The organism is Myceligenerans pegani (assembly GCF_014892515.1).
In the GTDB taxonomy this organism is placed as follows: Bacteria; Actinomycetota; Actinomycetes; order Actinomycetales; family Cellulomonadaceae; genus Myceligenerans; species Myceligenerans pegani.
Map to the genome: position 1 here is coordinate 82,353 of NZ_JADBGR010000106.1, position 20,997 is coordinate 103,349.

Sequence of the window (20,997 nt, forward strand, 5' to 3'; positions counted from 1 at the left end):
TCAGTCCCGATCCGGTGCGCCGAGCTCGGATCTCAGCCACCGCAGGAGTTCGGGCGTCACCGGGTCGGCGGCGTCGGAGAACTCGGGGTGGCGCTCGATGAATCTGGCGATGTAGGGGCAGACGGGCACGATCCGCCTCCCGGCCGCGCGCGTGTCGGTGAGCGCCTGCTCGGCGAGCCGCGACGCGAGGCCACGGCCGGACACGTCCTTGCTCACCTCGGTGTGGTGGAAGATCCGCTCGCCGCCGCGGTCACGGAAGGCGGTGAGGCCGACGCGGACGCCGTCGAGCACGATCTCGTAGAGCCGCTCGGCGTCCACCCGCCGCACCACCGGGTCGCCCACTGCCGGGTCCGCTGTCTCGCTCGTGTCGCGTGCTGTGTCGTCCGTGGTGTTGCCCGTGGTGTTCGCTGCATCGCCCGCTGTGGTGCCCGCCGGCTCCTCCGCGGCCCGGTCGGTGCGGCGCGGCGGGTTGCGGCGCGGGGTGATGACGACGTCCGGCACCGGCGGGGCGGGAAGGCGGCTTCCGTCGTACCCCTCGACGGTGCCGAAGCGGTCGGAGGCGTTCTCCCAGTCCTCGCGGGCGCGCAGGATCTCCTCGTGGTCGCGGACCACGAAGTTCCACCACATGACGATCTCCTCCTCGAACGGCGGGCCGCCCAGCAGGACGGCGCGCGCCGGGCCGTCCGAACGGTTCGCCAGTGTCAGGGTGCCGGCGCCCGGCGCCAGGTAGCCGAGCTCCGCCGGCGGGACCGCGGTGCCGTCCAGGCTCACGTCCCCGGCGTCGACGAGCAGACCGTGCTCGAAGACGGGATCCACGGACAGCGTCACGGTGGCGTGCGGCTCGAGGTCGATCTGCGCGCCCAGCAGCGGCGTGAACGTCCGCACCGGAGAGGTCTCGCCGCCCAGCGAGCCGAGGAAGACCCGCAGCTCGGCGCCGTCGATCCGTACCGGCTCCGGCACGTGGTGCTGGAAGTCGCGCCCGGCGTCCCGGTCCGCGTCGGGCAGCGCGACCCACAGCTGGACGCCGTGGAGAATCCTGGTGTCCGGGGTGGACACCTCGGAGTGGGCGATGCCGTGGCCGCCGGTCATGAGGTTGAGCTCACCGGCCCGGACGATCGAGTGCGTGCCGAGGCTGTCGCGGTGCTCGATCGTGCCGCTGAAGAGCCAGCTCACCGTCTGCAGGCCCGTGTGCGGATGCGGCGGCAGGTCCATGCCGCTGGTCGCCGGGACCTCGACCGGGCCGTAGTGGTCGGCGAAGCACCAGGCCCCGATCAGCGTCCGGGCACGCTGCGGGATGGTGCGCCGCACCCGCATGGCGCGCGGCCCGCCCAGCGGCACGTCGCGCGCCGAGAGCACCTCGACCCCGGCCGTGTGCCCGGCCTGGGCTCCGCACCGGATCGCCTCGGAGGTCACTTCCACGTTGCTCACCTTGAACCACTCCCAACTCGGCTGAAACTCGCTTGTCGCTGTACACGCTGTCGGCCGAACCACGCTGTCGTCGAATTCCCTGGTGGACGCGGGCCCCTTCACGTCACCCTGGCCCGTTCCACCGCTCTCGTCCACTGCTCCCGTCCGCTGTCGCGTCTACCGGTTCAGCGCCGCTCCCTGGGCCAGGAGCCGGAGCTCGCCGGCCTCGACGTTGGCGCCGAACGACGGGTTGCCGGGCTCCAGCCGGACGCCGGCGGCGAGGGGTCCGATGGGCACGGGGTCGAAGCCCAGGTCATCGACGAGCGCCGCGACCTCGGCGACGTCCGCCTCGTCGTCGCCGGCGACGGCGATCGCCTTGCGGCCCGGCGTGCCGGCCGGGCGAGCCCCGTCCTCGAGGTCGTGGTAGCCCATGTGGTTGAAGGCCTTGACCACGCGCGCGCCGTCGAGGAAGTCCCGGACCTGTTCGCTCGAGGAGACGTCCGGCTCGAGGATGCGCTCGCGCGGACCGTCGACCTCCCACCAGTGGTTCATGGCGTCGACGACGAGCTTGCCGCGCAGGTCCTCGGCGGGCAGCGCCCGGTACCGGCCGAGCGGCAGGGCGAGGATCACGACGTCGGCGCCCCGGGCGGCGTCGTCGGCCCGTACCGGTGTGGCGCCGGGTGTCAGGACCTCGATGGTGAGGGCGATCTTCGCCGGGTCGCCCGAGCCCGCGACGAGGACCCGGTGGCCGGCGGCCAGGGCGAGCCGGGCGAGCACGGTGCCGACCTTGCCGGCGCCGAGGATGCCGATCGTGCGTGCGTCCCGACGCCCGCTCGTGGTGTCCGTGCCGGTCATCGCGCCACCTCCAGGGTCTCGGACTGCCGCTCGGGCTGCTCGGCGAGCAGTTCGCGGACCCGGGGGATGACCTCGGTGCCGTACAGCTCGACGGCGCGCAGGCGTGCGCTGGCGGAGCCGGCACCGGCCGCGGAGTAGATGAGGTCGAAGCGGCCGACGTCGAGCACCCGGATGGATCGGGCGATCCTGCGGGCGACGGTTTCGGGCGAGCCGACGTAGAGCGAGCCGTGCTCGACGTCGGCCTCGAACTCCTCGCGGCGCACGGGTGGCCAGCCGCGCAGGGCTCCGATCCGGTCGCGCATCTCCTTGTAGCCGGGCCAGAAAAGCCGCTTGGCGTCGTCGTCGGTCTCGGCGACGAAGCCGGGGGAGTGCATCCCGACCGGGTGGGCCGTGGTGCCGAGCTGTTCGGTGGCGCGCCGGTACAGGCCGACGTAGGGGGCGAACCGGTCGGGAGCGCCGCCGATGATCGCGAGCATGAGGCGGAACCCGTACTGCGCGGTGCGGATGACGGACTGCGGCGAGCCTCCGACGCCGACCCAGGTGGTCAGGCGGCCGGAGTCGGTCTTGGGGAAGACGTCGGCCTCGTGCAGGGGCGCGCGGGTGGTGCCCTCCCAGGTGACGGGCCTCTCGTCGAGGAGCTTGTGGAACAGGTCGATCTTTTCCTCGAAGAGGACCTCGTAGTCCTCCAGGTCGTAGCCGAACAGCGGGAAGGACTCGGTGAACGACCCGCGGCCCAGGATCACCTCGGCGCGCCCGTTCGAGAGGGCGTCGACCGTGGCGAAGCGCTGGAAGACGCGCACGGGGTCGTCCGAGCTGAGGACGGTCACGCCGGACGCGAGGCGGATGCGCTCGGTCCTGGTCGCGATGCCCGCCAGCACGGTCTCGGGCGTGGAGATCGAGAACTCCGGGCGGTGGTGCTCGCCGAGGGCGACGACGTCGATGCCGATCTGGTCGGCGAGGACCGCCTCGTCGACGACGGCGCGGATCGCCTGGGCGTGGGAGACAACGTTGCCCTGGTCGTCGCGGGGCAGGTCGCCGAAGCTGTCGATGCCGAACTGGACGGCGGTGTTGCCGGTCATGGTCTCTCCTCGGGGGATCCTGGTCTCGGCGGTGTCGGTGCGTTGCGGTCGGGCCGTGGTGGTGGGACGACTTCCGGCCACCTCCGGGATCGGGTTGACGTGTCAATCCTGTAACGTAGGAGTTGACGCGTCAATTCCCGGGGGTGTGCCATGGCTCAGGAGCCGCGCCGCGCGAGGCTCACGCGTGAGGAGCTGCGCATCTGGCGCAACTACATCGAGACCGCCGAAGCGCTGCGCGCCCGCCTGGAGGGTCGCCTGCAGAGCGAGTCGGCCATGTCGTCCGCCGACTATCGCGTGCTGCTCACGCTCAGCGAGGCGGAGCGGAAGACGCTGCGCTCCTCGCGACTCGCGGAGCTGATCGGCTGGCAGCGCAGCCGGCTGTCCCACCACCTGGGGCGGATGGAGAAGCGCGGGCTGATCCGCCGCACCACGTGCGCCGACGATCCCCACGGCGTCGAGGTGGTGCTGACGGACCTCGGCGCGGAGCGCTTCCGGCACGGCTCCGTGCCGCACCTGCGCGCCGTGCACGAGCTGTTCGTCGACGCGCTCACGCCGGAGCAGCTGGTGCAGGTCGACGACGTCACGGCCGCGCTGCGCCGCCACCTCGACCTTGACCCGGGGCGCTAGACCCAGGCCTTTCACCGGGCCGCGGAAAACACCGGCGCGCTCACGGGCGGCGGCCACTGACCGTCGTCCGCCGGTCGGTCCCTCGGGCGCTTGCCCGAGGGACCGCGGGCCGAGGATTGCCACGACGGCGGTTCGTGGAGTGTGATGGAGGCGACGACCGCCGTCCCGGGCGGGCAGAGCAGGCAGGGCAGATCGATGGACGACGACGGCTTCACTCCGGTCCATCAGGACCTGATCAGGCACCTTCGGGAGGTGCCCGGGCACGCCCGGCCGCCTCTGCGTCACGCCGCATTCGCCATGAGCGGGGTCGAGCCCGCGTCCCTGGCCGCCCTGACCGAGAAGGTGGCCCTGGCCCCGACCACGGTCACCGACGGCGACCTCGGCGTCGTGCTCGACGCCGGATTCACCGAGGACCAGCTCTTCGAGCTGGTGGTCTGCGCCGCCGTGGGTCAGGCCGCCCGCCAGTACGAGGCCGGCCTCGACGCCCTCGCCGCGGCCCAGCGGACCGGGCGCTGACCGTGCGACCCGGCATCCTCGAGCACGGCTACCGGCTCCGCGACAAGGCCCTGTTCCGGATGATCGCGACGTTCTCCGGTCAGCCGATGCCCGACGCGGCCCGCGTCACCTTCTACCGGCCCGGGTTCTACGGCGCCGCCGCCAAGCGACTCACCCACCAGGTGATGCGCGGCGATTCTCCGTGGACCGTGGGTGAGAGAGAGCTGATGGCCGCCTACGTCTCCACCCGGAACGCCAACCAGTTCTGCATCGGAGCGCACACGGCGACGTCCTGCCAGGCCCTCGGCGATCCAGACCTTGTCAGCGCGATCCTGGACGACCCGCAGTCCGCCCCGATCGCACCCCACCTGGCCGCGACCCTCCGGATACTGGGCACCCTCACCGCCCGGCACGAGGTCGACGCCGAGCAGGTGCGGGCCGCCCTGGACGCCGGCGCCACCCCGCAGCACATCCGCGATGCGCTCGCGGTCGCGTTCTGCTTCAACGTCACCAACCGGCTCGCCGAGGCGTTCGCCTTCGAGCAGCTGACGTCGCAGGGGTACGCCGACGGCGCGAAGTTCCTCCTGCGGCGCGGCTACCGGTAGCGGCCCGTTCCCTGTCCCGGCCGGCCGTCGTCGTCCACGGCCGCCGCGATCAGCCGGGCGCAGTCCAGGGCGCTCGCGGCCCCGCTGTCCACCGTGACGTCGTAGGCCACGCCGTCGTGCACGACCTCCGCCTGCGACGCTGCCATGCCGGCGACCCGGTCGCCGCGGGCCGCCTCACGCCCGGCGGCGATCTCCGGCGCGCACCGCACTCCGACCCACAGCACGTCCAGGTCACCCAGGTCTCGTCGCATCCGCTCCTGCGAGGCGCCGCCCGCGAGGAACACGTCGTCGAGCACGACCTGGGCGCCCGCCCGCACCATCGCGGCGATCCCCGCCAGCCAGGCGATCTGGGCCCGGGAGAAGGCGGCGCCGACGGATACCTCGCCCGCCGGCCCGAACTCGATCCCCGGCCCGGACCCTTCGCCGTCGCCGGACAGTGACGGCGGCATCGCGTCGACCAGGTCGTCGATGCTCCAGCTCAGCCACGGCGACGGCAGGACCTCCTGCAGGGCCCGCGCGATGCTCGACTTGCCGGAGCTCGACCCGCCGTTGAGGACGATGATCTCCGTCATGGCAGAGCCGCCTCGAGGTCTACCTCGACCAGCTGCCCGGGGTAGCCCAGGCAGGTCACGCCGAGCAGCGTGCTCGCCGTGGTGAACGCCTCGCCCAACTCGGAGGCGACCAACCGGTCCCACACCGCGACCAGGTCGGCGCGGTCGGCGCTCGCCACGTAGACGACGGAGCGGACGACGTCGCCCGGCCGGGCCCCGGCGGCACGCAGCGCGACGAGTGCGTTCGCCACCACCTGATCGGCCTGCACGACGACGTCGCCGGGGCCGACCAGCTCGCCGGCGGCATCCAGGGGGCACTGACCTGCCAGGTGCGCGGTCCGCCCCGCGTCGACGATCGTGACGTGGTGGTATGTGGGAGTGGGATGCAGGCCGTCCGGATGCACACGAGTGATGGACACGACGCGACTCTGACACGGGCCGCGGGGAGCGGCATCCGAATATCGGGCGGGCTCGGGTCGGTCCGCACCCCGACGTGGGATCCGGCGTGCCGTCGTCGGGCTCGTGGCACCGTCCTCGGCCGATGGTCTCGTGGGCATGTCAGTGTCGATCAGTACCGTGCCCGTCATGACGGTCACCAACCCCCAGGTAGCGGGGCACGACTTCCTGAAGGGGATGTACGCCGACGGCTACTTCCCCGACCACAGCGTCGACAAGGTGCGAGCGATCCTGGTGCGCCTGTCGGAGCGGATCGAGCGCGAGCGGCCGGTCGACCTGGCCGCGTTGTACGAGCTCACTTGTGCCGCGACGGACGAGATCAACGAGGTGCAGGACGACTTCGACGACGCCGGCAGCGAGATCGAGAGCGTGGCCCGTGAGCTCATCGCGGACGAGTTCGGGTTCATCGGCGAGGCATACGGGTTCGCTGACGCGGACATCGAGGAACTGATCGCCACGCGCGACTGGTGACGGCCGGAACGGTGGACCGCCCAGTCCGGATCGTCGCCAGTAGGCTCCCGTCATGGCTGGTCCCCGGCGCTATCAGGACGTCCGCACCACGACGATCACCGCCCCGCCCGGCGTCGTGTGGTGTGCCGTTCTTGACCAGGTCGAGGTGCTCGGGCCCGCCTGGTACGTGTGCCTGATCGGCTGCCGCGACACGCGGGCCCGGGGTCCCCGCCCGCTGGACGTCGGCTCCGAGGTCCCCGGCTTCCGGATCACGACGGCAGACCCTCCGGTCCTGCTCGTGCTCGACGGCGTCCACCGGTTCTCCACCTACACCCTCACCTTCCGCCTCGTGCCCGACGACGTCGGCACCCGCCTCGAGGCACACACCGACGCGACCTTCCCGGGCACGCTCGGCGCGCTCTCCCGGCGGCTCGTGATCGACTCGCGCTTTCACAAGGTCGCGACCAGGAGCATCGTCACTCGCATCCGGCGGTGGGGTGCGTTGAAGGAGAAGCAGGCCTGGCTGCCTGGTCCCGGTTCTCCCGCGGTGCCTCAGCGGTGTCCCGCGCGGCGGTCCAGGCCGGCGGCCCGGACCAGGGCGGCGAAGCCGTCGTCCGTGCCGGGCCAGTGTGCGCGGATGGCGTCGAGGCCGGCGCGGCGCACGACGCTGCGGAGCACGATGACCGCGACGACGGCGTCGTCGGCGTAGCCCAGGACCGGGATGAAGTCGGGGATCGGGTCGACGGGAACGGCCAGATAGGCCAGTAGGAGGCCGAGACGGAGGCGGACCCCGCGCGGCAGCGTCCTGTCCGCCGCCAGGCGGCGCACGAGCCGGAGCGCGTCGGGCAGCAGCCGTAGGGCCTCGCGGAGCAGGCCGCCGCGTGGCCGGGCGATGAGCAGCGCGACCACCAGGGCGAGCCAGGTCACCAGCAGCGACGCCGCGACGGAGACCAGGAGGCCCCACGAGAACGAGCTGATCGTGAAGCTGTCGACAGTGACCACCGGAAGGCTCGCCATTGCCCCATTGTGTCCGGTCGGGTCGCGGCCGTGGATCGAGCTCCTGGCGGCTCAGGACGAGGTCGGCCGCCGTCGCCGACCGGCCTCGGGCGGGGACGTCCCTGCCCGAGGCCGGGTCATTCGGTTCGCAGCGCCGTCGCCGGGCGGGTTCGCGCCGCCCAGCCTGCGGGGAGCAGGGCACCCAGCACCGCGAGGACGACGCCGCTCGCCCCGAGGGCGGCGAGCTCGGCAGGCCGGAACACGTCCAGCACCGACGCGGGGAGGCCCGACTGCGCGGCGGCACCCATGGCGGGCAGCACCACCGAGTGCAGCGCGGTACCGGCCGGGACGGCCACGAGCCCCGCGGCGAGCCCGACGAGCACCGTCGACACGACGACCATCGTGCGGACCTGTCGCGGCGTCATGCCGATCGCCTTGAGCACGCCGATCTCCTGGACCTGTTCCCGGGTCGTGAGCACCACGGTGTTGAGCACGCCGAGCGCGGCGCCCACGCACAGCGCAGTGGCCAGGAGGGCGATCAGCCCCGTCATGATCGCGACGGTGCTGTTCTCCTGCTCGTCGGCCGTGGCCGCCGGGCGGGCCGAGGTGTCCGAGAGGGCCGTGGCGAGACCCTCGACGTAGGCACGCGGTTCGGTGCCGGGGTCGAGGCCCACCTCGACGCTGCGGGGTTCCAGGTCGCCGGCCAGGGGAGCGACTCCGGCAGCGGACATCAGCAGCGTCGCGCCGCCGCCGGTGTCGTTGGCGAAGGCCTCGCCGACGATACGGACGCGTGCCGTGCCGCTCGGCCCGGTGAGGGTGACGGTGTCGCCGACGTCCGTGCCGGTGAGCCGGAGCATGCGGGACGACGCGACCGCCTCGCCGTCGTCGTACCAGCGACCCGACAGGATCGGGTACCCGGTCCAGGTCGCGTCGCCGTGGTAGACGCGGATGCCGAGCGGCTCGCCTGAGCCCACGAGAGTCACCCCCGGTACGTCCGAGGTGCCGACGGCGGCGGCCGTGCCGGGCTCGTCGAGGATTGTCGCGATGATGCCGTCGACGTCCACCTCGGTCCCGGATCCGGCTCCGGTCTCGGCTCCGGGAGGTGGGCCCTCGGGCTCGCCAGAGCCTCCGGGCCCGGCAGGTCCCCCGAAGCTCTCCAGGGTCACGCTGACCGGGCTGCTCGCGATCCGGTCGCTGGCCGCGACGAAGGCGGACAGCGAGGACGCCAGCCCGATGGCGAGCACCGCTGTCGTCGCGCCGAAGACGAGCGCGACGAGCGTGGTCGCACTCCGTGTCGGCCGCGCGAACATGCTGGTCAGCCCCAGCGCGACCGGGCGGGGCAGGGGGAGCGAGGCCACGGCCCGGCGGGGGCGGGAGCGTCGGCCCGGGGCCGGGGCGCGGCCGACGGTCAGGGCTCGGACGGGCGAGAGACGCCCGGCGCGGATCGCGGGGACGAGCGCCGCCGCAGCCACGGCCAGCGGCACGGCCACCAGCGTCGCGGCCGGTGCCAGGACCGGGAGGTCGGCACTCCCCGGCACCGCGTAGGCGGAGGCGGTCGCGGTGAGCAGCGGTACGGCGGCGGCGACACCGAGGCCGACGCCGGCGAGGCACGCGGGCACCGCGACGAGGAGCATCCGCACGACCACGGCCGCTACCACCTGCGCCGGGCTGAAGCCGAGCGCCCGCTGGATCCCCGTCGCGCGCCGCCCCGCGACCACCGCACCGGCGACCACGTTCGCGACGACCAGCACGGACATCGCCAGGCCGAGCGCGGCGAACGCGACCACGAAGGGCACCAGAGTGCCGATCGCCGCGTTGGCGCTGCGCTGGGCGGCGAGATGCGTGGACGAACCCGACAGGGCGTCGTCCGGGAGCGAGGCGACGGTGTCGGCGAGGGCCGCCTCGACGCCCGCCTCGTCCGCGTCCCCGCCGAACGGCTCGCCGTCGAAGGCGGCGAAGCGGTAGAGCATCTGGTAGCTGACCGCGACGGTCTCGCTTCCGCTCCCGGTGCCGTCGTCCGGGCCGTTCTCCGTCGTGCCGCCGTCCGTGGTGCCGCCGGTGGCGGCGTCGATGCCGTCGGCGAGGAACTCCTCGGTGGGCCACACCCACGCGCCGGCGCTGCGGGTGATCGAGTTCGCGAAGCCGACGACGGTGAGCGTGGGGTTGCCCGGGAGGTCGACAGTGACGGTGTCGCCGACCACCGGTGGTGTGGGTCCGCTCAGCAGGCCGGGGGAGAGCACGATCTGGCCGGGGCCGGTGAGCCAGGTGCCGTCGACGACGGCGAGGTCGTCGACGCCCGGGTTCGCCTGCCCGCGTCCGGCGGCCATGACCGGGGGCAGCGGGGTGCCGCCCGCCTCCAGGGTGATCTCGGCGGTCGGGTACGGGCCCGCGGCGGCGCTGACGGGCGACGCCGATCCCGTGGCCGTGAGGTCGCCGGAGGTGGCCCGGGCAGGGTCGAGGGCTGCCGTGGCGTGGGCGCCGTTCTGGCGCTCGAAGGCGCGCTCGAACGGGCCGGCCGAGGCGAGGAGGAGGGCCAGGGCGAGCACGGTCGTCGCGCTCGTGAGCAGGACGACGGTCGCCGTGACCACGCCCTGGAGCCGACGTCGCAGGGCCGCGCCCACGGCGAGCGCGAGGACTGCCCTCATGCGGGCACCGCCTGGGAGATGCGCCCGTCGCGCACCTCGACCGTGCGGGTGGCGCAGTGCTGCGCGACCTCGGGGTCGTGGGTCACGAGGACGACGGTCTGGCCGGTGCTGTTGAGGTCCCGCAGCAGGTCGATGATCTGCGCCCCGGCCTTCGTGTCGACGGCGCCGGTCGGTTCGTCGGCCAGGAGCAGGGCCGGCCTGTTGATGAGCGCCCGGGCGACGGCGACCCGCTGCCGCTCGCCCCCGGAGAGCTGCTGAGGGAAGGCATGGGCGCGCGTGGTGAGGCCGAGCGTCTCCAGCAGTTCGTCTGCCCGGGCGCGGGCCGCCCGCGGGGGCGTCCCGCCGAGGCGGGCGGGGAGCAGCACGTTGTCGCGGGCCGACAGGTCGTCGAGGAGGTGGAAGAACTGGAACACGATGCCGACGTGCTGCCGGCGGAACCGCGACAGCGCCGACTCGGACAGCCGGTTCAGGACGGTCCCGGCGACCTCGACGTGGCCCGACGTCGGCCGGTCGAGTCCGGCCACCAGGTTGAGCAGCGTCGACTTGCCGCTGCCGGACGGGCCCATGATCGCCACGGCCTCACCGGCGTTCACCGTGAGGTCGACGGCGTCCAGCGCGGGTGCGCCACCCGCCTCGTACCGCTTGGTCGCGGCGCGCAGCCGCACGATGTGGTCCTGCTCGGGTCGGTCCGGCGTCGCCTGGCTCCCGGTTGCGTGATCTCGCTGATTCGCCATGGCAGCGACGCTAGGGACGTCGCGCGGCGTCGTCGTCGGCCCTGGTACGGGTTGTGATGGGCGCCGGGATATACATCGCAGGGTGGACGCGCCCGGGCGACGGGCCCCGCAGAATGGGTGCGTGCGTACCCGACTGCGGCGACTGTGGCGCGCCGTCGAGCCGACGCCGTGGCCGGACGTGGGCCTCGCCGTCGTGCTCGCCGCCGCGGCCGTCTGGTGGGTGCTCCCCGAAGGCGGGCGGGCGCCCGAGCCCGTACCGCTTCCCCTGCCGTTCGGTGACGCCGGGGTGTTCGGTACCACCCCCGAACCCGACGAGCTCCGGGCCGACGTCGTGATGAACCTGCTCGTCACGGGACTCGTGGCGGGCCGGCGACGGCTGCCCGTGGCGATGTTCGTCGGACAGCTGGCGGCGGTCGTGCTCGTCGACTTCACCATGACGCTGCCCTGCCTGGCCGCGATCCTTGTCGGCGCCTACTCGCTTGCCGTGCACGGCCGCACCACGCGCCTGGCGGCCGGCGTCCTGGTCGGGGTGTCCGCCGCGGTCGCGCTCGCCGAGCTGGACTCGTGGCTGCGGCTGCCCGGATGGGCCGGCGCGTTCGTCCTCCTGCTGCCCGGCGGCCTGGCCGGCCTTGCGGTCCGGTCGGCCCGGGCCCGCGCCCGCGCGTCCGAGGAGCGCACCAGCGCACTGCACCGTGAACGGGAGGCCGTCGCCGAGCTCGCCGTCGTCCAGGAACGTGCCCGGATCGCCCGGGAACTGCACGACGTCGTCAGCCACCACGTGAGCATGATGACCATCCAGGCGGGGGCGGCCGGCGCGGTGCTGGACGACGACCCGGCCCGTGCCCGCGGTGCGCTGTCGGCGATCGAGGCGAGCGGACGGGAGACGATGACGGAGCTGCGGCATCTGCTCGGCGTCCTCGCCGCGGGGGACGGAGGGGACGCGGGCGCGGCGCCGCGCGACGTCGCCGGGGAGGACCTGGAGCCGCAGCCCGGACTGGAGCGGCTCGACGCGCTGGTGCGGCGGGTGCGGCAGACCGGGCAGCCCGTCACGCTGCTGCACGAGCACGAGCACGAGCACGAGCACGGTCTCGCCGTGCCGCACGGCGCCGGACTCACGGCCTACCGCGTCGTCCAGGAGGCGCTGACCAACGCCCTGCGCTACGCGCCCGGCGCAGTCGTCCAGGTGGCGGTGCGTACCGAGCCGCCGGGCGTCCTCGTCGTCGAGGTGATCAACGACGAGCCGCCCGCGACGCCGGACGGGGTCTCCCGCGAAGAACCGGCCCGGCGTGCGGCCGGCTTTCCGGGCGGCGAGCCTGGCGGAAGGCCGGATGCAGGGCCGGGCGGCCGGCCGGTCGGCGGCTCCGGCAACGGGTCCGGCCTGATCGGGCTCTCCGAGCGGCTGCGCCTGTACGGCGGCACGCTCGAGACGGGGCGGCGCCTGGGCGGCGGCTTCCGGGTGCGGGCGCTGATCCCGCTGGCGGCGGACGGTGCCCCGTGACCAGGGTGGCGATCGCCGACGACCAGGAACTCGTGCGGTCAGGGTTCACGATGATCCTGCAGGCGGCAGGCATCGCGGTCGTCGGCACCGCCGCCGACGGTGACGGCGCGGTGGAGCTCGTACGGCGCGAGCGGCCCGACGTCGTCCTGATGGACGTGCGCATGCCCGGCGTCGATGGCCTCGAAGCCACCCGACGCATCCTGTCCGCCGAACCACCGGACGACGGGACCCGGACGAGGGTCGTCATCCTCACGACCTTCGATCTCGACCGGTACGTCTACGCGGCGCTCGCGGCCGGCGCCAGCGGATTCCTGCTCAAGGACAGCCCGCCCGACCGGCTCGTGCACGCAGTGCGCACCGTCCGGGACGGCGACGCCGTGCTCGCTCCGACGATCACCCGGCGACTCGTCGAGCGCTTCGCCCACACGGGCGACGCCCCGCTGCGCCGCGACCTGTCCGCGCTCACACCGCGAGAGCTGGAGGTGCTCCGGGCGCTTGCCGGAGGCCTGAGCAACGCTGAGCTGGCGGCGCGCCTGTACCTGAGCGAGGGCACCGTCAAGACCCACGTGAACCGCATCCTGACCAAGTTGGGCCTACGGGACCGCGTCCAGGCCGTGGTGGTCGCCTACGAGAGCGGCCTCGTGACGCCGAGCGGCTGAGCGTGCCGACGGCGTGGCACGCCCTCGGCGGAGCCTCGGAAGAGGCTGGACAGCGCTTACCCGACGTGGTTCCATCACACGACGAGCGGCGCGATCCAGGGCCGTGGGGCCGAAGCGGACAGGAGTGACGGATGACCTATCACCTCGCGGGCGACTCGACGGTCGCGGACCCCCAGCCCGACGAGCTCCCGCTCTCGGGCTGGGGCGGATTTCTCTCCGAGCACGTCGACGCCCCCGTGCGGAACCACGCCTTCGGCGGCGCGACGACCGAGTCGTTCCTCGCCGAGCGGTGGGACGGGTTGATCGACGGGGTCCGGCCGTTCGACACGGTGCTCATCCAGTTCGGGCACAACGACCAGAAGCAGCCCGAGCTGCTCGGTTCGCGCGGCGGCTACCTCGAGCGGCTGCGTGCGATGGTCGACGCCGTCCACGCGCGAGGCGCGCGGTCCGTCCTGTGCACGTCGCCCGAACGCCGCTGGTTCGAGGGAGAGCGGATCACCCCCACGCACGGTGACTACCCGAACGCCGTGCGGGACCTGGCCGATGAACTCGTCGCCCCGCTCATCGATCTGACGGCGTTCACCACCTGGCTCTACGAGGATCTGGGCCCGGCGGACTCCGTGGGCCTCTTCTGCCATTTCGCGCCGGGGGAGCACCCGGCCTGGCCGGAGGGCAAGACCGACGACACGCACTTCCACGAGCGCGGCGCCCGGCGCATCGCGGCGTACGTGGCCCGATCCCTCCGGGCGATCGAGCGCGCCGACGGCGATCGCCCCGCGCGCGGACTCGAGATCGTCGCCCGGGAGGCCCGGCCGTGACCGCCGGCGTCGCCGTGACGCTCCCGCCGCGGGCATCCGTGGGCGTCCGCGGGCTTGGAGGGAGCCGGTAGGCTCCCGGCATGGGCGGTCCGCGGCGCTATCAGGACGTGCACACGCTGATGATCGCCGCCCTGCCCGAGGCGGTGTGGGCCGCCGTCCTGGATCAGGTCGAGGTGCTCGGGCCGTCCTGGTACGTGCGCGCGATCGGCTGCCGCGACCGGCGCGCCGTCGGCCCGCGTCCCCTCACCGAGGGTTCGGTGGTCCCGGGCTTCCGAGTCACGACGGCCGACCCGCCGCGCCTGCTCGTGCTCGACGGCGTCCACCGGTTCTCCGCCTACACCCTCGCCTTCCGCCTCGTGCCCGACGACACCGGCACCCGCCTCGAGGCGCACACCGACGCGACCTTCCCGGGCGCCCTCGGCGCGATCTACCGCCTGCTCGTGATCGACTCACGCTTCCACAAGGTCGCGACCAGGAGCATCCTGGCCCGGATCCGGCGACGGTCGCCGGCCGGGCCCGATGGTGCGGTGCACTGAGGGGGAGCGGGCCGGGCCGACCGGTCCCCGTCCTCCGGCGGCGACTGCGCGGACCGCGTCGAGGCCGGCCCGGCGTGCGACGCTCCGGAGCACGACGACCGCGACGATCGCGTCGTCGGCGTAGCCCAGGACCGGGATGAAGTCGGGGATCGGGTTCTCGGTCCGCCGGCGATCGTTCAGCCGTACAGGTCCGGGAAGACCGCGCTCGCCCTGGCCACGTGCACGACCGCGCGCATGCGCTCGCCCGCGTGCACGTCCGGGTCGTTGCGGACCAGGTCGAGGAGGCGCAGGTGGAAGCGGTCGATCTCCTTGCGTTCGAGCTCCTCGCCCGCGACCCGCTGGTCCTCGGGACTGCCCGCCAGGTGGGCGACCCGCTCAGCGATCGAGTCCGTCATGACGTTCATCGTGGTGGGAAAGACGTCGTAGAGAACCACCGGCTGGTTCTTGCGCGGTCGGCGCGCCTTCATGGTCCGGGGGCGGGACAGGTTGTCGTCGATCGAGACGTCCACGACCTGGGCGGCGATGTCGCGGGTGATGAACTCGTCGCGCGCCCACGACAGCCGGTCGGGCAGCACGACGGTCAGCGTGATGTCCGCGAGCTGGGAGCGGCGCAGACGCTTGCCGTCCACGACGACCTCGGCCTCGCCGGGACGCCGGCGCACGCGGCGCAGGATCTCGGAGACGGGGCGCACGAAGTTGGTCAGATAGCCGCGGGACAGCGCATCGGCCGCCGAGATCTGCGTCAGCGGGGTGCGGAAGAAGCTCCGCAGCGGGTTGCTGCCGGTGTCGGTGGCGCCGATGCTGCCGAAGGTCGACAGCACGACCTCGAGCCGCTCCCGCAGGTTCTCCCGGGCGGCCTCGGGCTCGTCGAGGTCGAGCAGTTGGATCTGGAACATGCTGTGGTCGCCGTCCGAGCGGGCGGCGTCGGCCACGACGACGTCCGGCACGCCGAGGGCCTGGGCCACGGCGAGTTCGTAGACGACGTTCGAGTCGTCGCCGGTCACGTCGGCGACGACGGCGTCGGCCAGTTCGAGGCGGCGGTAGTCCTCGTCGTTCGTGGCACCCGAGTGCGACTCGTAGAGGTCCATACCCAGGGCGTCCAGCACGGGGCGGACGACGTCGTCCCGCAGCCCCGGTGTCCGCTCGCGGGGCTGGATCAGGACGCAGGCGCGGCGCCGCGCGGCGGCGGTGAAGCCGCGCAGGTCGGCCCAGTAGTCCACGACGCGGATCAGTGGCATCGCCAGGGCGGAGGCCGGCTCGCGGCGGTCACGGCCCGCGACGTAGCTGACCTGGAAGCCGATGACGGCGTTGTGGGTCGTGCTCCACACCGCCGAACCGCTGAAGCCCGTGTGGGTCAGGGACGAGGTCTCGTACTGGAACAGCCACTGGTCGGACTGCGCGCCCTTGACGCTGTGGCCGGTCAGCGTGCCGCGACCGGACTGCAGCCGGCCCGGTGTGTTGGACCCGTACCCCGTGACGCGGACGTCGCCCTCGGCGTCGTCGACCAGGACGGTCGGCAGGGCGTCACGGTCGGTCCCCGCGACGAGGCGCAGGACGGCGACGTCCAGGTCGGCGGACCGGTCGCGGATCGGCGGCATCTGGAACACGGCTTGCTCGATCCCCGGCCTGCCGGACCGTGCCGGGAACCTGACGTGCACCACCGGCTCGGCGTCCTGCCCCACGGCCGCGTCCACGACGGCGGCCTCGTACAGGTCGACGACGACATGGCCGGCCGTGATCAGGTGGCCCTGGTCGGTGACGAGCCATGCCGTGCCCAGCGACCGCCCCGGCTCGCCGAGGACCCCGTCGACGTCGAGCACCTCACAGGTCGCCTGCTCGAGCCTCTCCCGGACGTCCATCACTCAGTCCGTGAAGTCCCAGGTCAGGCGGGCAGCGATGCCGCTCTCGCCCGACGCGGCGACCACCCACACGTTCGCGGAGGCGGAGAACTTCAGCGACATCTCCAGTTCGAGCGACCTGGGGGCGCCGGCGCCCTGCTCCCTGACCTGCTGCACCATCGTGCCGGAGATGTCCCGCATGATCTCCGTGAGGACGACCTTGAGCTGCTCGTACCCGTCCGCGACCTGTTGCGGCAGGTTCCCGCTCTCGACGGTGCCGTCGTAGTCGTCGCCCAGCAGATCGGACGTGACGCGCTCGACCGCCACGTCGGACGGTTCGAGGTACAGCGTCGCGCTGCCCACCTCTACCGGTATCGCGTCCATGACACTCCGATCACCATCGTCGCAGGTAGTGTAGGGAATGTCGGGAACGCCGGATAGTGGCCTGCGTGCCTTTCACCCTCCTGGGGCCGGTCCGTTCGGGAGGGTCATGCCTCTCGGGGCGCGCCGCGGTCGGGTGCCGTCATGTCGCCGGTCGCCGGGACGCCGTCGGCGAGACCGTAGCGCAGGCAGACGATCCCGTTCGGTCCCGCCGCCGGGGGCTCGAGGAGGGTGACGTTCGCCGGGACCGCACCGCCGTCGAACACCTTCTTCCCGACGCCGAGGACGATCGGGTGCACCCACAGGTCGAGGCGGTCGAACAGCCTCTCGCGCAGCAGCGTCTGCACCAGGTTCAGGCTCCCCACCACCTTGATGTTCTCGTGCCGGTCGCGGATCTCGCGCACCGCGGCGGGCAGGTCCGGGCCGAGCTGGGTGGAGCCGGCCCACGAGAGGTCGGGCGTGCCGCGGGAGGCGACGTACTTCGGGATGCTGTTGAACAGGGTGGCGATCGAGTTGTCCGGGCCTCCCTCCTGGTGCGGCCAGTAGGCGGCGAAGATGTCGTAGGTGCGGCGGCCGAGCAGGAGGGCGTCGGTGCCGAGGTAGGAGGCGTCGACCTGCTCGCCGAAGACGTCGTCCAGCAGCGGCGCCTGCCAACCGCCGAACGGGAAGCCCTCCGGGTCCTCGTCCGGGGCGCCGGGCGACTGCGCGACGAGGTCGAGGGTGGCGAACAGCTCGAGGTGGATGAGGCCCATGATGTGCTCCCGTGATCGTGGGGTGCGTTCAGGGGGTGGACCGGCGGCCGGCGCCGAACTCATCGGCGGCGTGGCCGGGATCCCGGCGATCTCGTGCCGGTGGTCCTACGCGCCGTCGTCCACCGGCGGATGCCCCTCCAGCAGTTCCTCGGCGGTCCAGTCCAGGGTGCCGGCCTCCAGGTCCGCGACCACCGCCCGCACCCAGCCGAGCTCCGCCCGCGTGACCGCCGCCAGGTGCTCGTCCTCGAGCAGCAGGACCCGGGCGAGCCCTGCTCCCCGCGCGCTCCGCATGTCCCGCTCGGTTCGCGAGAGCGTGTCCTCCAGCGCCGTGGCGCGCTGCCGCAGCGCGTCGCGGACGACGGCGGGGCGGGTGAGTCCCACGACCGCGAGCACGGCCCGGAACTCGGGGAACTCCCGGGCCGGCGTGCTGAGCGCGGTGTCCATCCAGCTCTCGAGGGTGCTCAGGCCGGCGTCGGTGATCGCGTAGACGGTCCGCGTGGGCGCGCCCGCCGGCTCCTCCCGGGCGTGCACCGCGACGAGGCCGTCGCGCAGCAGCCGCTCGATCGCCTGGTAGATGCTGTTGGACCGCTCCACGTTGACGACGTCGTCCTTGCGCCGGATCTGGATCAACCGGCGGATCCGGTAGACGTGCATCGGCTCCTCGGCGAGGAGCGCGAGCACGACCATGGCCAGGGGCGAGCGGGGGCGGTTCGGGGCAGGCACGGCACCAGGGTAGATCGCGCCGTCACTCCCTTGCCATAATATGGCTAACCATATTATGGTCGTCGGCATGGACGTCATCATCATCGGAGCGGGCATCGCCGGGCCCGTGACCGCCATGGCCCTGCGGAAGGCCGGCATCCGCGCCGAGGTGTACGAGGCCTACGACAGCGGGGCCGACGGCGTCGGCGCCTTCCTGTCCCTCGCGCCCAACGGCCTGGCCGCCCTGGACCTCATCGGTATCGACCCCCGCGACCTGGGCGGCTTCGACACCACGGCCCTCGAGCTGCGCGGCGCCACGGGCCGCCCGCTCGCCCGCATCCCGATGGGGCGCGGCGACGGGCCGGCGACGCAGTCCGTGCGCCGCGCCGACCTCTACGCCGCCCTGCGGGACGAGGCGCTCCGCCGCGACATCCCGATCCACTACGGCAAGCGCCTGACCGGCGTCACCACCACGCCCGGCGGCGTCGAGGCCGCCTTCGCCGACGGCACCACCGCCCACGGCGACCTCCTGCTCGGGGCCGACGGCGTCCGCTCCCGGGTGCGCAGCCTGCTCGACCCGGACAGCCCCGATCCGCGCTACACGGGACTCCTGAACACCGGCGGGTACGCGACGGGCGTCGACGTGGACACGCCCGCCGGCCTGTTCGTCATGCAGTTCGGCCGCCGCGCCTTCTTCGGCCACGTGCGCCGCGCCGCCGGGGACGTGTGGTGGTTCGCGAACGTGCCCAGCCGGCGCGCCCTGACCGACGCCGAGACCGCCGAGCGGCGGCCCGCGGAATGGCGGGCACGGCTCGAGGGCCTGTTCGCGGACGACGACGGCCCTGCCGTCGACCTGATCCGCGCGACGCCCGACGCCGTCGGCCCGTGGAACACGCTCGACCTGCCCCGGGTCCCCGTCTGGCACCGCGGACCGGTCGGACTGATCGGGGACGCCGCCCACGCCATCTCGCCGACCTCCGGGCAGGGCGCGTCCCTCGCGATCGAGGACGGCATTCTCGTCGCCACCGCGCTGCGCGACCACGGGAGCCCGGCCGACGCGCTCGCCGCCTTCGAGCGGGCCCGGCGCGGCCGGGTGGAACGCATGATCGCCCAGGCCAAGCGCACCGCCAACACCAAGATCCCGAACCCGCTCACCCGCACGCTCCGCGATCACGTCATCCTCCCGCTGGTCGGCCGCGCCGCGGCCCGCGCCACCCGCGACCCGGCCACCGACTACCGCATCACCTGGGACCAGCGGGACGACACGGCGGCATCCCGACCGGCCCTCTGACTGTTCGGCAGCGTCGCCCGACCACTACCGTGACCGCCATGGATCCCCTCACCGATCCCGCCTACCGGGTTCCCGCGGTTCCTGACGCCGCCCACGGCGTCGCCTGGCTGCGCTCGCGGGTGGCGCGGTTCTGCGACGGCCCGGACCACCGGCGCCGGCGGAAGCTGGCCGAGGACCTGCTCGCCGGCGTCGATCCGGACGCACTGCGCCGCCCGGGCGACCATGTCGCGACGCTGGCCGAGGCGCTGGGCGTGCCCCGCTCGATATCGGCGTCGGTGTCGGCCGACGTCGACGCGGTGGCCGCCGCCTACCAGCCGCACACTCCGCAGACGCCGGAGGCGGACCGTGCGCTCGAACGGCTGGTCGAGGCGTGCGGCGGGGTGAAGGACGAGCGCACCGCGGCCCTGATCGGACTGCTGGTCCAGGCGTGCGCCGCCACGCGCGCCATGATCGCCGGCGACGACCCGCCGGTGCCGGTGACCCGCCGCGTGGACCCGTCGGGAGCGGTGGTCGAGGTCGACCTGACCGGCCGCCCGTTCGGCGCCGGGCCCCACGCGTGCCCGGGCCGCGCCCACGCCCTCGCCCTGGTGGAGGGCGGTGCACTACCGTAAACGGTGCAACAGGATCAGAATCGGGCGCGCGCCGACGAGACGGGGGCAGGCGGACAGGTGGGCGAGGTCAGCGCAGGGGATGGGATCGCCGGCAGGTACCGACTGGTGACACTGCTCGGGGCAGGCGGCCAGGGCGAGGTGTGGGAGGCGGTCAGCCTCTCGGTCGGCGGCCTGAGGGTCGCGCTCAAGCGCGTGCGTCACGACGACGACGGCGCCCGGCGTGCCGTCAAGGAGGCGGAGCTGCTCGCCCGCGTGCGGCACCCGCACGTGGTACGGGTGCACGACGTCGTCGCCGACGGGGACGACAGCTGGATCGTCATGGAGTACGTGGCGGGCACGTCGCTGGCACGCGCCGGGAGGATCGGCGTCGAGCGGGCGGCGACCTACGGCGCGCAGCTCGCCGACGGCCTGGCCGCCGTCCACGCCCAGGGGCTCCTGCATCGCGACGTCAAGCCGTCCAACGTGCTCGTCGACGACGACGTCGCCACGCTCGTCGACTTCGGCATCGCCGACAGTCTCTGGGACGCCGAGACGGTGACGGGCACGCCGGGGGCCGACGCGGGAGCCACGGGCACGTCGGAGGCCTCCGCGGACGACGGGCGTGTCCGCGGGACGCCGGCATACCTGGCGCCCGAGCTGCGCGTCCCGGGCGCGCAGTACCGCCGGCCGGCGGACGTGTACGGCCTCGGTGTGACGCTGTACGAGGCGCTCGAGGGGACGCTGCCGTTCGGGGAGAGCGGCGGCCGGTCCTCCGGCCCTCGCGAGCGCGCCGGCATCCGCACCCCGCGGAGGAGCGGCGCCATGACGCCGCTCCTGACCCGCATGCTGCGCGAGGACCCGAGGGAACGGCCCGCCCTGGAGGACGTCCGCGACGAGCTGCGGACCATCGCCGCGAACGGGACCTCTGGGCCGTCCCCCACGCCCCGCGGGCGGACGCGCCTGGCCGCGGTGGCGGGCGTCGTCGTGCTCGCCCTCGTCGCGGGCGCGTACTGGTGGCAGGCGTACGGCCCG

Annotated in this window: 24 protein-coding genes; 11 read left to right on the plus strand and 13 right to left on the minus strand. The window is 73.6% G+C overall.

Features of this window, described 5'->3' with window-relative positions; translation table 11 throughout:
* The 3 genes from IIE03_RS26910 to IIE03_RS20565 all read right to left on the minus strand — a co-directional run bounded on the left by IIE03_RS26910 (position 1) and on the right by IIE03_RS20565 (position 3,341).
* Positions 1-1,419 (minus strand): bifunctional pirin family protein/GNAT family N-acetyltransferase, encoded by a 1,419-nt coding sequence (locus IIE03_RS26910; protein ID WP_318843102.1) that lies wholly within the window; start codon positions 1,417-1,419, stop codon positions 1-3.
* Between the two features lie 165 nt (positions 1,420-1,584).
* On the minus strand, positions 1,585-2,262 hold the full coding sequence (locus tag IIE03_RS20560; RefSeq protein WP_192864635.1) for an NADPH-dependent F420 reductase: 678 nt from the start codon (positions 2,260-2,262) through the stop codon (positions 1,585-1,587).
* Positions 2,259-3,341, minus strand: coding sequence for an LLM class flavin-dependent oxidoreductase (locus IIE03_RS20565; protein WP_192864636.1), 1,083 nt, complete (start codon positions 3,339-3,341; stop codon positions 2,259-2,261). Before IIE03_RS20565 ends, IIE03_RS20560 begins: the two co-directional genes overlap by 4 nt.
* Before the next feature lie 150 nt (positions 3,342-3,491).
* Here IIE03_RS20565 and IIE03_RS20570 point away from each other — a divergent pair, with 150 nt between their 5' ends.
* The 3 genes from IIE03_RS20570 (at position 3,492) to IIE03_RS20580 (ending at position 5,068) form a co-directional block, all read left to right on the plus strand.
* On the plus strand, positions 3,492-3,968 hold the full coding sequence (locus tag IIE03_RS20570) for a MarR family winged helix-turn-helix transcriptional regulator (RefSeq protein ID WP_192864637.1): 477 nt from the start codon (positions 3,492-3,494) through the stop codon (positions 3,966-3,968).
* Between the two features lie 144 nt (positions 3,969-4,112).
* Positions 4,113-4,484 (plus strand): carboxymuconolactone decarboxylase family protein, encoded by a 372-nt coding sequence (locus tag IIE03_RS26135; protein ID WP_225998097.1) that lies wholly within the window; start codon positions 4,113-4,115, stop codon positions 4,482-4,484.
* A 2-nt stretch (positions 4,485-4,486) separates the two neighbouring features.
* The gene (locus IIE03_RS20580; protein ID WP_192864638.1) at positions 4,487-5,068 is read left to right on the plus strand and encodes a carboxymuconolactone decarboxylase family protein; all 582 of its coding nucleotides are present in this window, start codon (positions 4,487-4,489) and stop codon (positions 5,066-5,068) included.
* On the opposite strand, the gene IIE03_RS20585 is transcribed toward IIE03_RS20580, so the two are convergent.
* Entirely contained in the window at positions 5,059-5,640 is a 582-nt protein-coding gene (locus IIE03_RS20585) for a chloramphenicol phosphotransferase CPT family protein (RefSeq protein ID WP_192864639.1), read from the minus strand. The two genes, IIE03_RS20580 and IIE03_RS20585, sit on opposite strands and share 10 nt — an antisense overlap.
* Positions 5,637-6,038, minus strand: coding sequence for a RidA family protein (locus IIE03_RS20590; RefSeq protein ID WP_318843103.1), 402 nt, complete (start codon positions 6,036-6,038; stop codon positions 5,637-5,639). Before IIE03_RS20590 ends, IIE03_RS20585 begins: the two co-directional genes overlap by 4 nt.
* Positions 6,039-6,204: 166 nt before the next feature.
* On the opposite strand from IIE03_RS20590, the gene IIE03_RS20595 reads away from it, so the two are divergent.
* Entirely contained in the window at positions 6,205-6,546 is a 342-nt protein-coding gene (locus tag IIE03_RS20595) for a DUF5713 family protein (RefSeq protein ID WP_192864641.1), read from the plus strand.
* 531 nt (positions 6,547-7,077) lie between these two features.
* Here IIE03_RS20595 and IIE03_RS20600 read toward each other — a convergent pair.
* From IIE03_RS20600 to IIE03_RS20610, 3 genes are all read right to left on the minus strand, one after another.
* Positions 7,078-7,542 carry a YkvA family protein gene (locus tag IIE03_RS20600; RefSeq protein ID WP_192864642.1) on the minus strand — a complete coding sequence of 155 codons (465 nt, stop codon included), beginning with the start codon at positions 7,540-7,542 and terminating at the stop codon, positions 7,078-7,080.
* A 116-nt stretch (positions 7,543-7,658) separates the two neighbouring features.
* Complete coding sequence (locus IIE03_RS20605; protein WP_192864643.1) at positions 7,659-10,166, minus strand: ABC transporter permease; 2,508 nt, start codon at positions 10,164-10,166, stop codon at positions 7,659-7,661.
* Positions 10,163-10,900 (minus strand): ABC transporter ATP-binding protein, encoded by a 738-nt coding sequence (locus IIE03_RS20610; protein WP_192864644.1) that lies wholly within the window; start codon positions 10,898-10,900, stop codon positions 10,163-10,165. The genes IIE03_RS20605 and IIE03_RS20610 overlap by 4 nt, the downstream gene beginning before the upstream one ends.
* 121 nt (positions 10,901-11,021) lie before the next feature.
* Here IIE03_RS20610 and IIE03_RS20615 point away from each other — a divergent pair, with 121 nt between their 5' ends.
* From IIE03_RS20615 to IIE03_RS20630, 4 genes are all read left to right on the plus strand, one after another.
* Positions 11,022-12,398 carry a sensor histidine kinase gene (locus IIE03_RS20615; protein ID WP_192864645.1) on the plus strand — a complete coding sequence of 459 codons (1,377 nt, stop codon included), beginning with the start codon at positions 11,022-11,024 and terminating at the stop codon, positions 12,396-12,398.
* Positions 12,395-13,057, plus strand: a complete 663-nt coding sequence (locus IIE03_RS20620) for a response regulator (RefSeq protein ID WP_192864646.1) — start codon at positions 12,395-12,397, stop codon at positions 13,055-13,057. The genes IIE03_RS20615 and IIE03_RS20620 overlap by 4 nt, the downstream gene beginning before the upstream one ends.
* 131 nt (positions 13,058-13,188) lie before the next feature.
* A complete protein-coding gene (locus IIE03_RS20625; protein ID WP_192864647.1) occupies positions 13,189-13,875 on the plus strand; it encodes a rhamnogalacturonan acetylesterase in 687 nt (228 codons plus the stop codon).
* 80 nt (positions 13,876-13,955) lie between these two features.
* Positions 13,956-14,411 carry an SRPBCC family protein gene (locus tag IIE03_RS20630; RefSeq protein ID WP_192864648.1) on the plus strand — a complete coding sequence of 152 codons (456 nt, stop codon included), beginning with the start codon at positions 13,956-13,958 and terminating at the stop codon, positions 14,409-14,411.
* On the opposite strand, the gene IIE03_RS20635 is transcribed toward IIE03_RS20630, so the two are convergent.
* From IIE03_RS20635 to IIE03_RS20655, 5 genes are all read right to left on the minus strand, one after another.
* Positions 14,325-14,591 carry a YkvA family protein gene (locus IIE03_RS20635; RefSeq protein ID WP_225998117.1) on the minus strand — a complete coding sequence of 89 codons (267 nt, stop codon included), beginning with the start codon at positions 14,589-14,591 and terminating at the stop codon, positions 14,325-14,327. The genes IIE03_RS20630 and IIE03_RS20635 overlap by 87 nt on opposite strands.
* Positions 14,588-16,270, minus strand: a complete 1,683-nt coding sequence (locus tag IIE03_RS20640; protein ID WP_192864649.1) for an STING domain-containing protein — start codon at positions 16,268-16,270, stop codon at positions 14,588-14,590. The genes IIE03_RS20635 and IIE03_RS20640 overlap by 4 nt, the downstream gene beginning before the upstream one ends.
* Before the next feature lie 3 nt (positions 16,271-16,273).
* Positions 16,274-16,633 (minus strand): CU044_2847 family protein, encoded by a 360-nt coding sequence (locus IIE03_RS20645; protein WP_192864650.1) that lies wholly within the window; start codon positions 16,631-16,633, stop codon positions 16,274-16,276.
* Positions 16,634-16,737: 104 nt separating this feature from the next.
* The gene (locus IIE03_RS20650) at positions 16,738-17,382 is read right to left on the minus strand and encodes a dihydrofolate reductase family protein (RefSeq protein WP_192864651.1); all 645 of its coding nucleotides are present in this window, start codon (positions 17,380-17,382) and stop codon (positions 16,738-16,740) included.
* Between the two features lie 105 nt (positions 17,383-17,487).
* The gene (locus IIE03_RS20655; protein WP_318843104.1) at positions 17,488-18,105 is read right to left on the minus strand and encodes a PadR family transcriptional regulator; all 618 of its coding nucleotides are present in this window, start codon (positions 18,103-18,105) and stop codon (positions 17,488-17,490) included.
* Between the two features lie 67 nt (positions 18,106-18,172).
* On the opposite strand from IIE03_RS20655, the gene IIE03_RS20660 reads away from it, so the two are divergent.
* From IIE03_RS20660 to IIE03_RS20670, 3 genes are all read left to right on the plus strand, one after another.
* Entirely contained in the window at positions 18,173-19,375 is a 1,203-nt protein-coding gene (locus IIE03_RS20660) for an FAD-dependent oxidoreductase (protein WP_192864652.1), read from the plus strand.
* A 38-nt stretch (positions 19,376-19,413) separates the two neighbouring features.
* Positions 19,414-19,986 (plus strand): hypothetical protein, encoded by a 573-nt coding sequence (locus tag IIE03_RS20665; RefSeq protein WP_192864653.1) that lies wholly within the window; start codon positions 19,414-19,416, stop codon positions 19,984-19,986.
* Between the two features lie 105 nt (positions 19,987-20,091).
* Positions 20,092-20,997, plus strand: a 906-nt coding sequence (locus tag IIE03_RS20670) for a serine/threonine-protein kinase (protein WP_192864654.1), incomplete at its 3' end; no start/stop codon positions are given.

Coding starts and splice junctions, on each gene's coding strand:
- IIE03_RS20645 (WP_192864650.1), bottom strand. CDS start 16,633: ATGGACGCGATACCGGTAGAGGTGGGCAGCGCGACGCTGTACCTCGAA.
- IIE03_RS20630 (WP_192864648.1), top strand. CDS start 13,956: ATGGGCGGTCCGCGGCGCTATCAGGACGTGCACACGCTGATGATCGCC.
- IIE03_RS20660 (WP_192864652.1), top strand. CDS start 18,173: ATGGACGTCATCATCATCGGAGCGGGCATCGCCGGGCCCGTGACCGCC.
- IIE03_RS20665 (WP_192864653.1), top strand. CDS start 19,414: ATGGATCCCCTCACCGATCCCGCCTACCGGGTTCCCGCGGTTCCTGAC.
- IIE03_RS20560 (WP_192864635.1), bottom strand. CDS start 2,262: ATGACCGGCACGGACACCACGAGCGGGCGTCGGGACGCACGCACGATC.
- IIE03_RS20640 (WP_192864649.1), bottom strand. CDS start 16,270: ATGGACGTCCGGGAGAGGCTCGAGCAGGCGACCTGTGAGGTGCTCGAC.
- IIE03_RS20600 (WP_192864642.1), bottom strand. CDS start 7,542: ATGGCGAGCCTTCCGGTGGTCACTGTCGACAGCTTCACGATCAGCTCG.
- IIE03_RS26135 (WP_225998097.1), top strand. CDS start 4,113: ATGGAGGCGACGACCGCCGTCCCGGGCGGGCAGAGCAGGCAGGGCAGA.
- IIE03_RS20595 (WP_192864641.1), top strand. CDS start 6,205: ATGACGGTCACCAACCCCCAGGTAGCGGGGCACGACTTCCTGAAGGGG.
- IIE03_RS20570 (WP_192864637.1), top strand. CDS start 3,492: ATGGCTCAGGAGCCGCGCCGCGCGAGGCTCACGCGTGAGGAGCTGCGC.
- IIE03_RS20610 (WP_192864644.1), bottom strand. CDS start 10,900: ATGGCGAATCAGCGAGATCACGCAACCGGGAGCCAGGCGACGCCGGAC.
- IIE03_RS20565 (WP_192864636.1), bottom strand. CDS start 3,341: ATGACCGGCAACACCGCCGTCCAGTTCGGCATCGACAGCTTCGGCGAC.
- IIE03_RS20625 (WP_192864647.1), top strand. CDS start 13,189: ATGACCTATCACCTCGCGGGCGACTCGACGGTCGCGGACCCCCAGCCC.
- IIE03_RS20605 (WP_192864643.1), bottom strand. CDS start 10,166: ATGAGGGCAGTCCTCGCGCTCGCCGTGGGCGCGGCCCTGCGACGTCGG.
- IIE03_RS20585 (WP_192864639.1), bottom strand. CDS start 5,640: ATGACGGAGATCATCGTCCTCAACGGCGGGTCGAGCTCCGGCAAGTCG.
- IIE03_RS20650 (WP_192864651.1), bottom strand. CDS start 17,382: ATGGGCCTCATCCACCTCGAGCTGTTCGCCACCCTCGACCTCGTCGCG.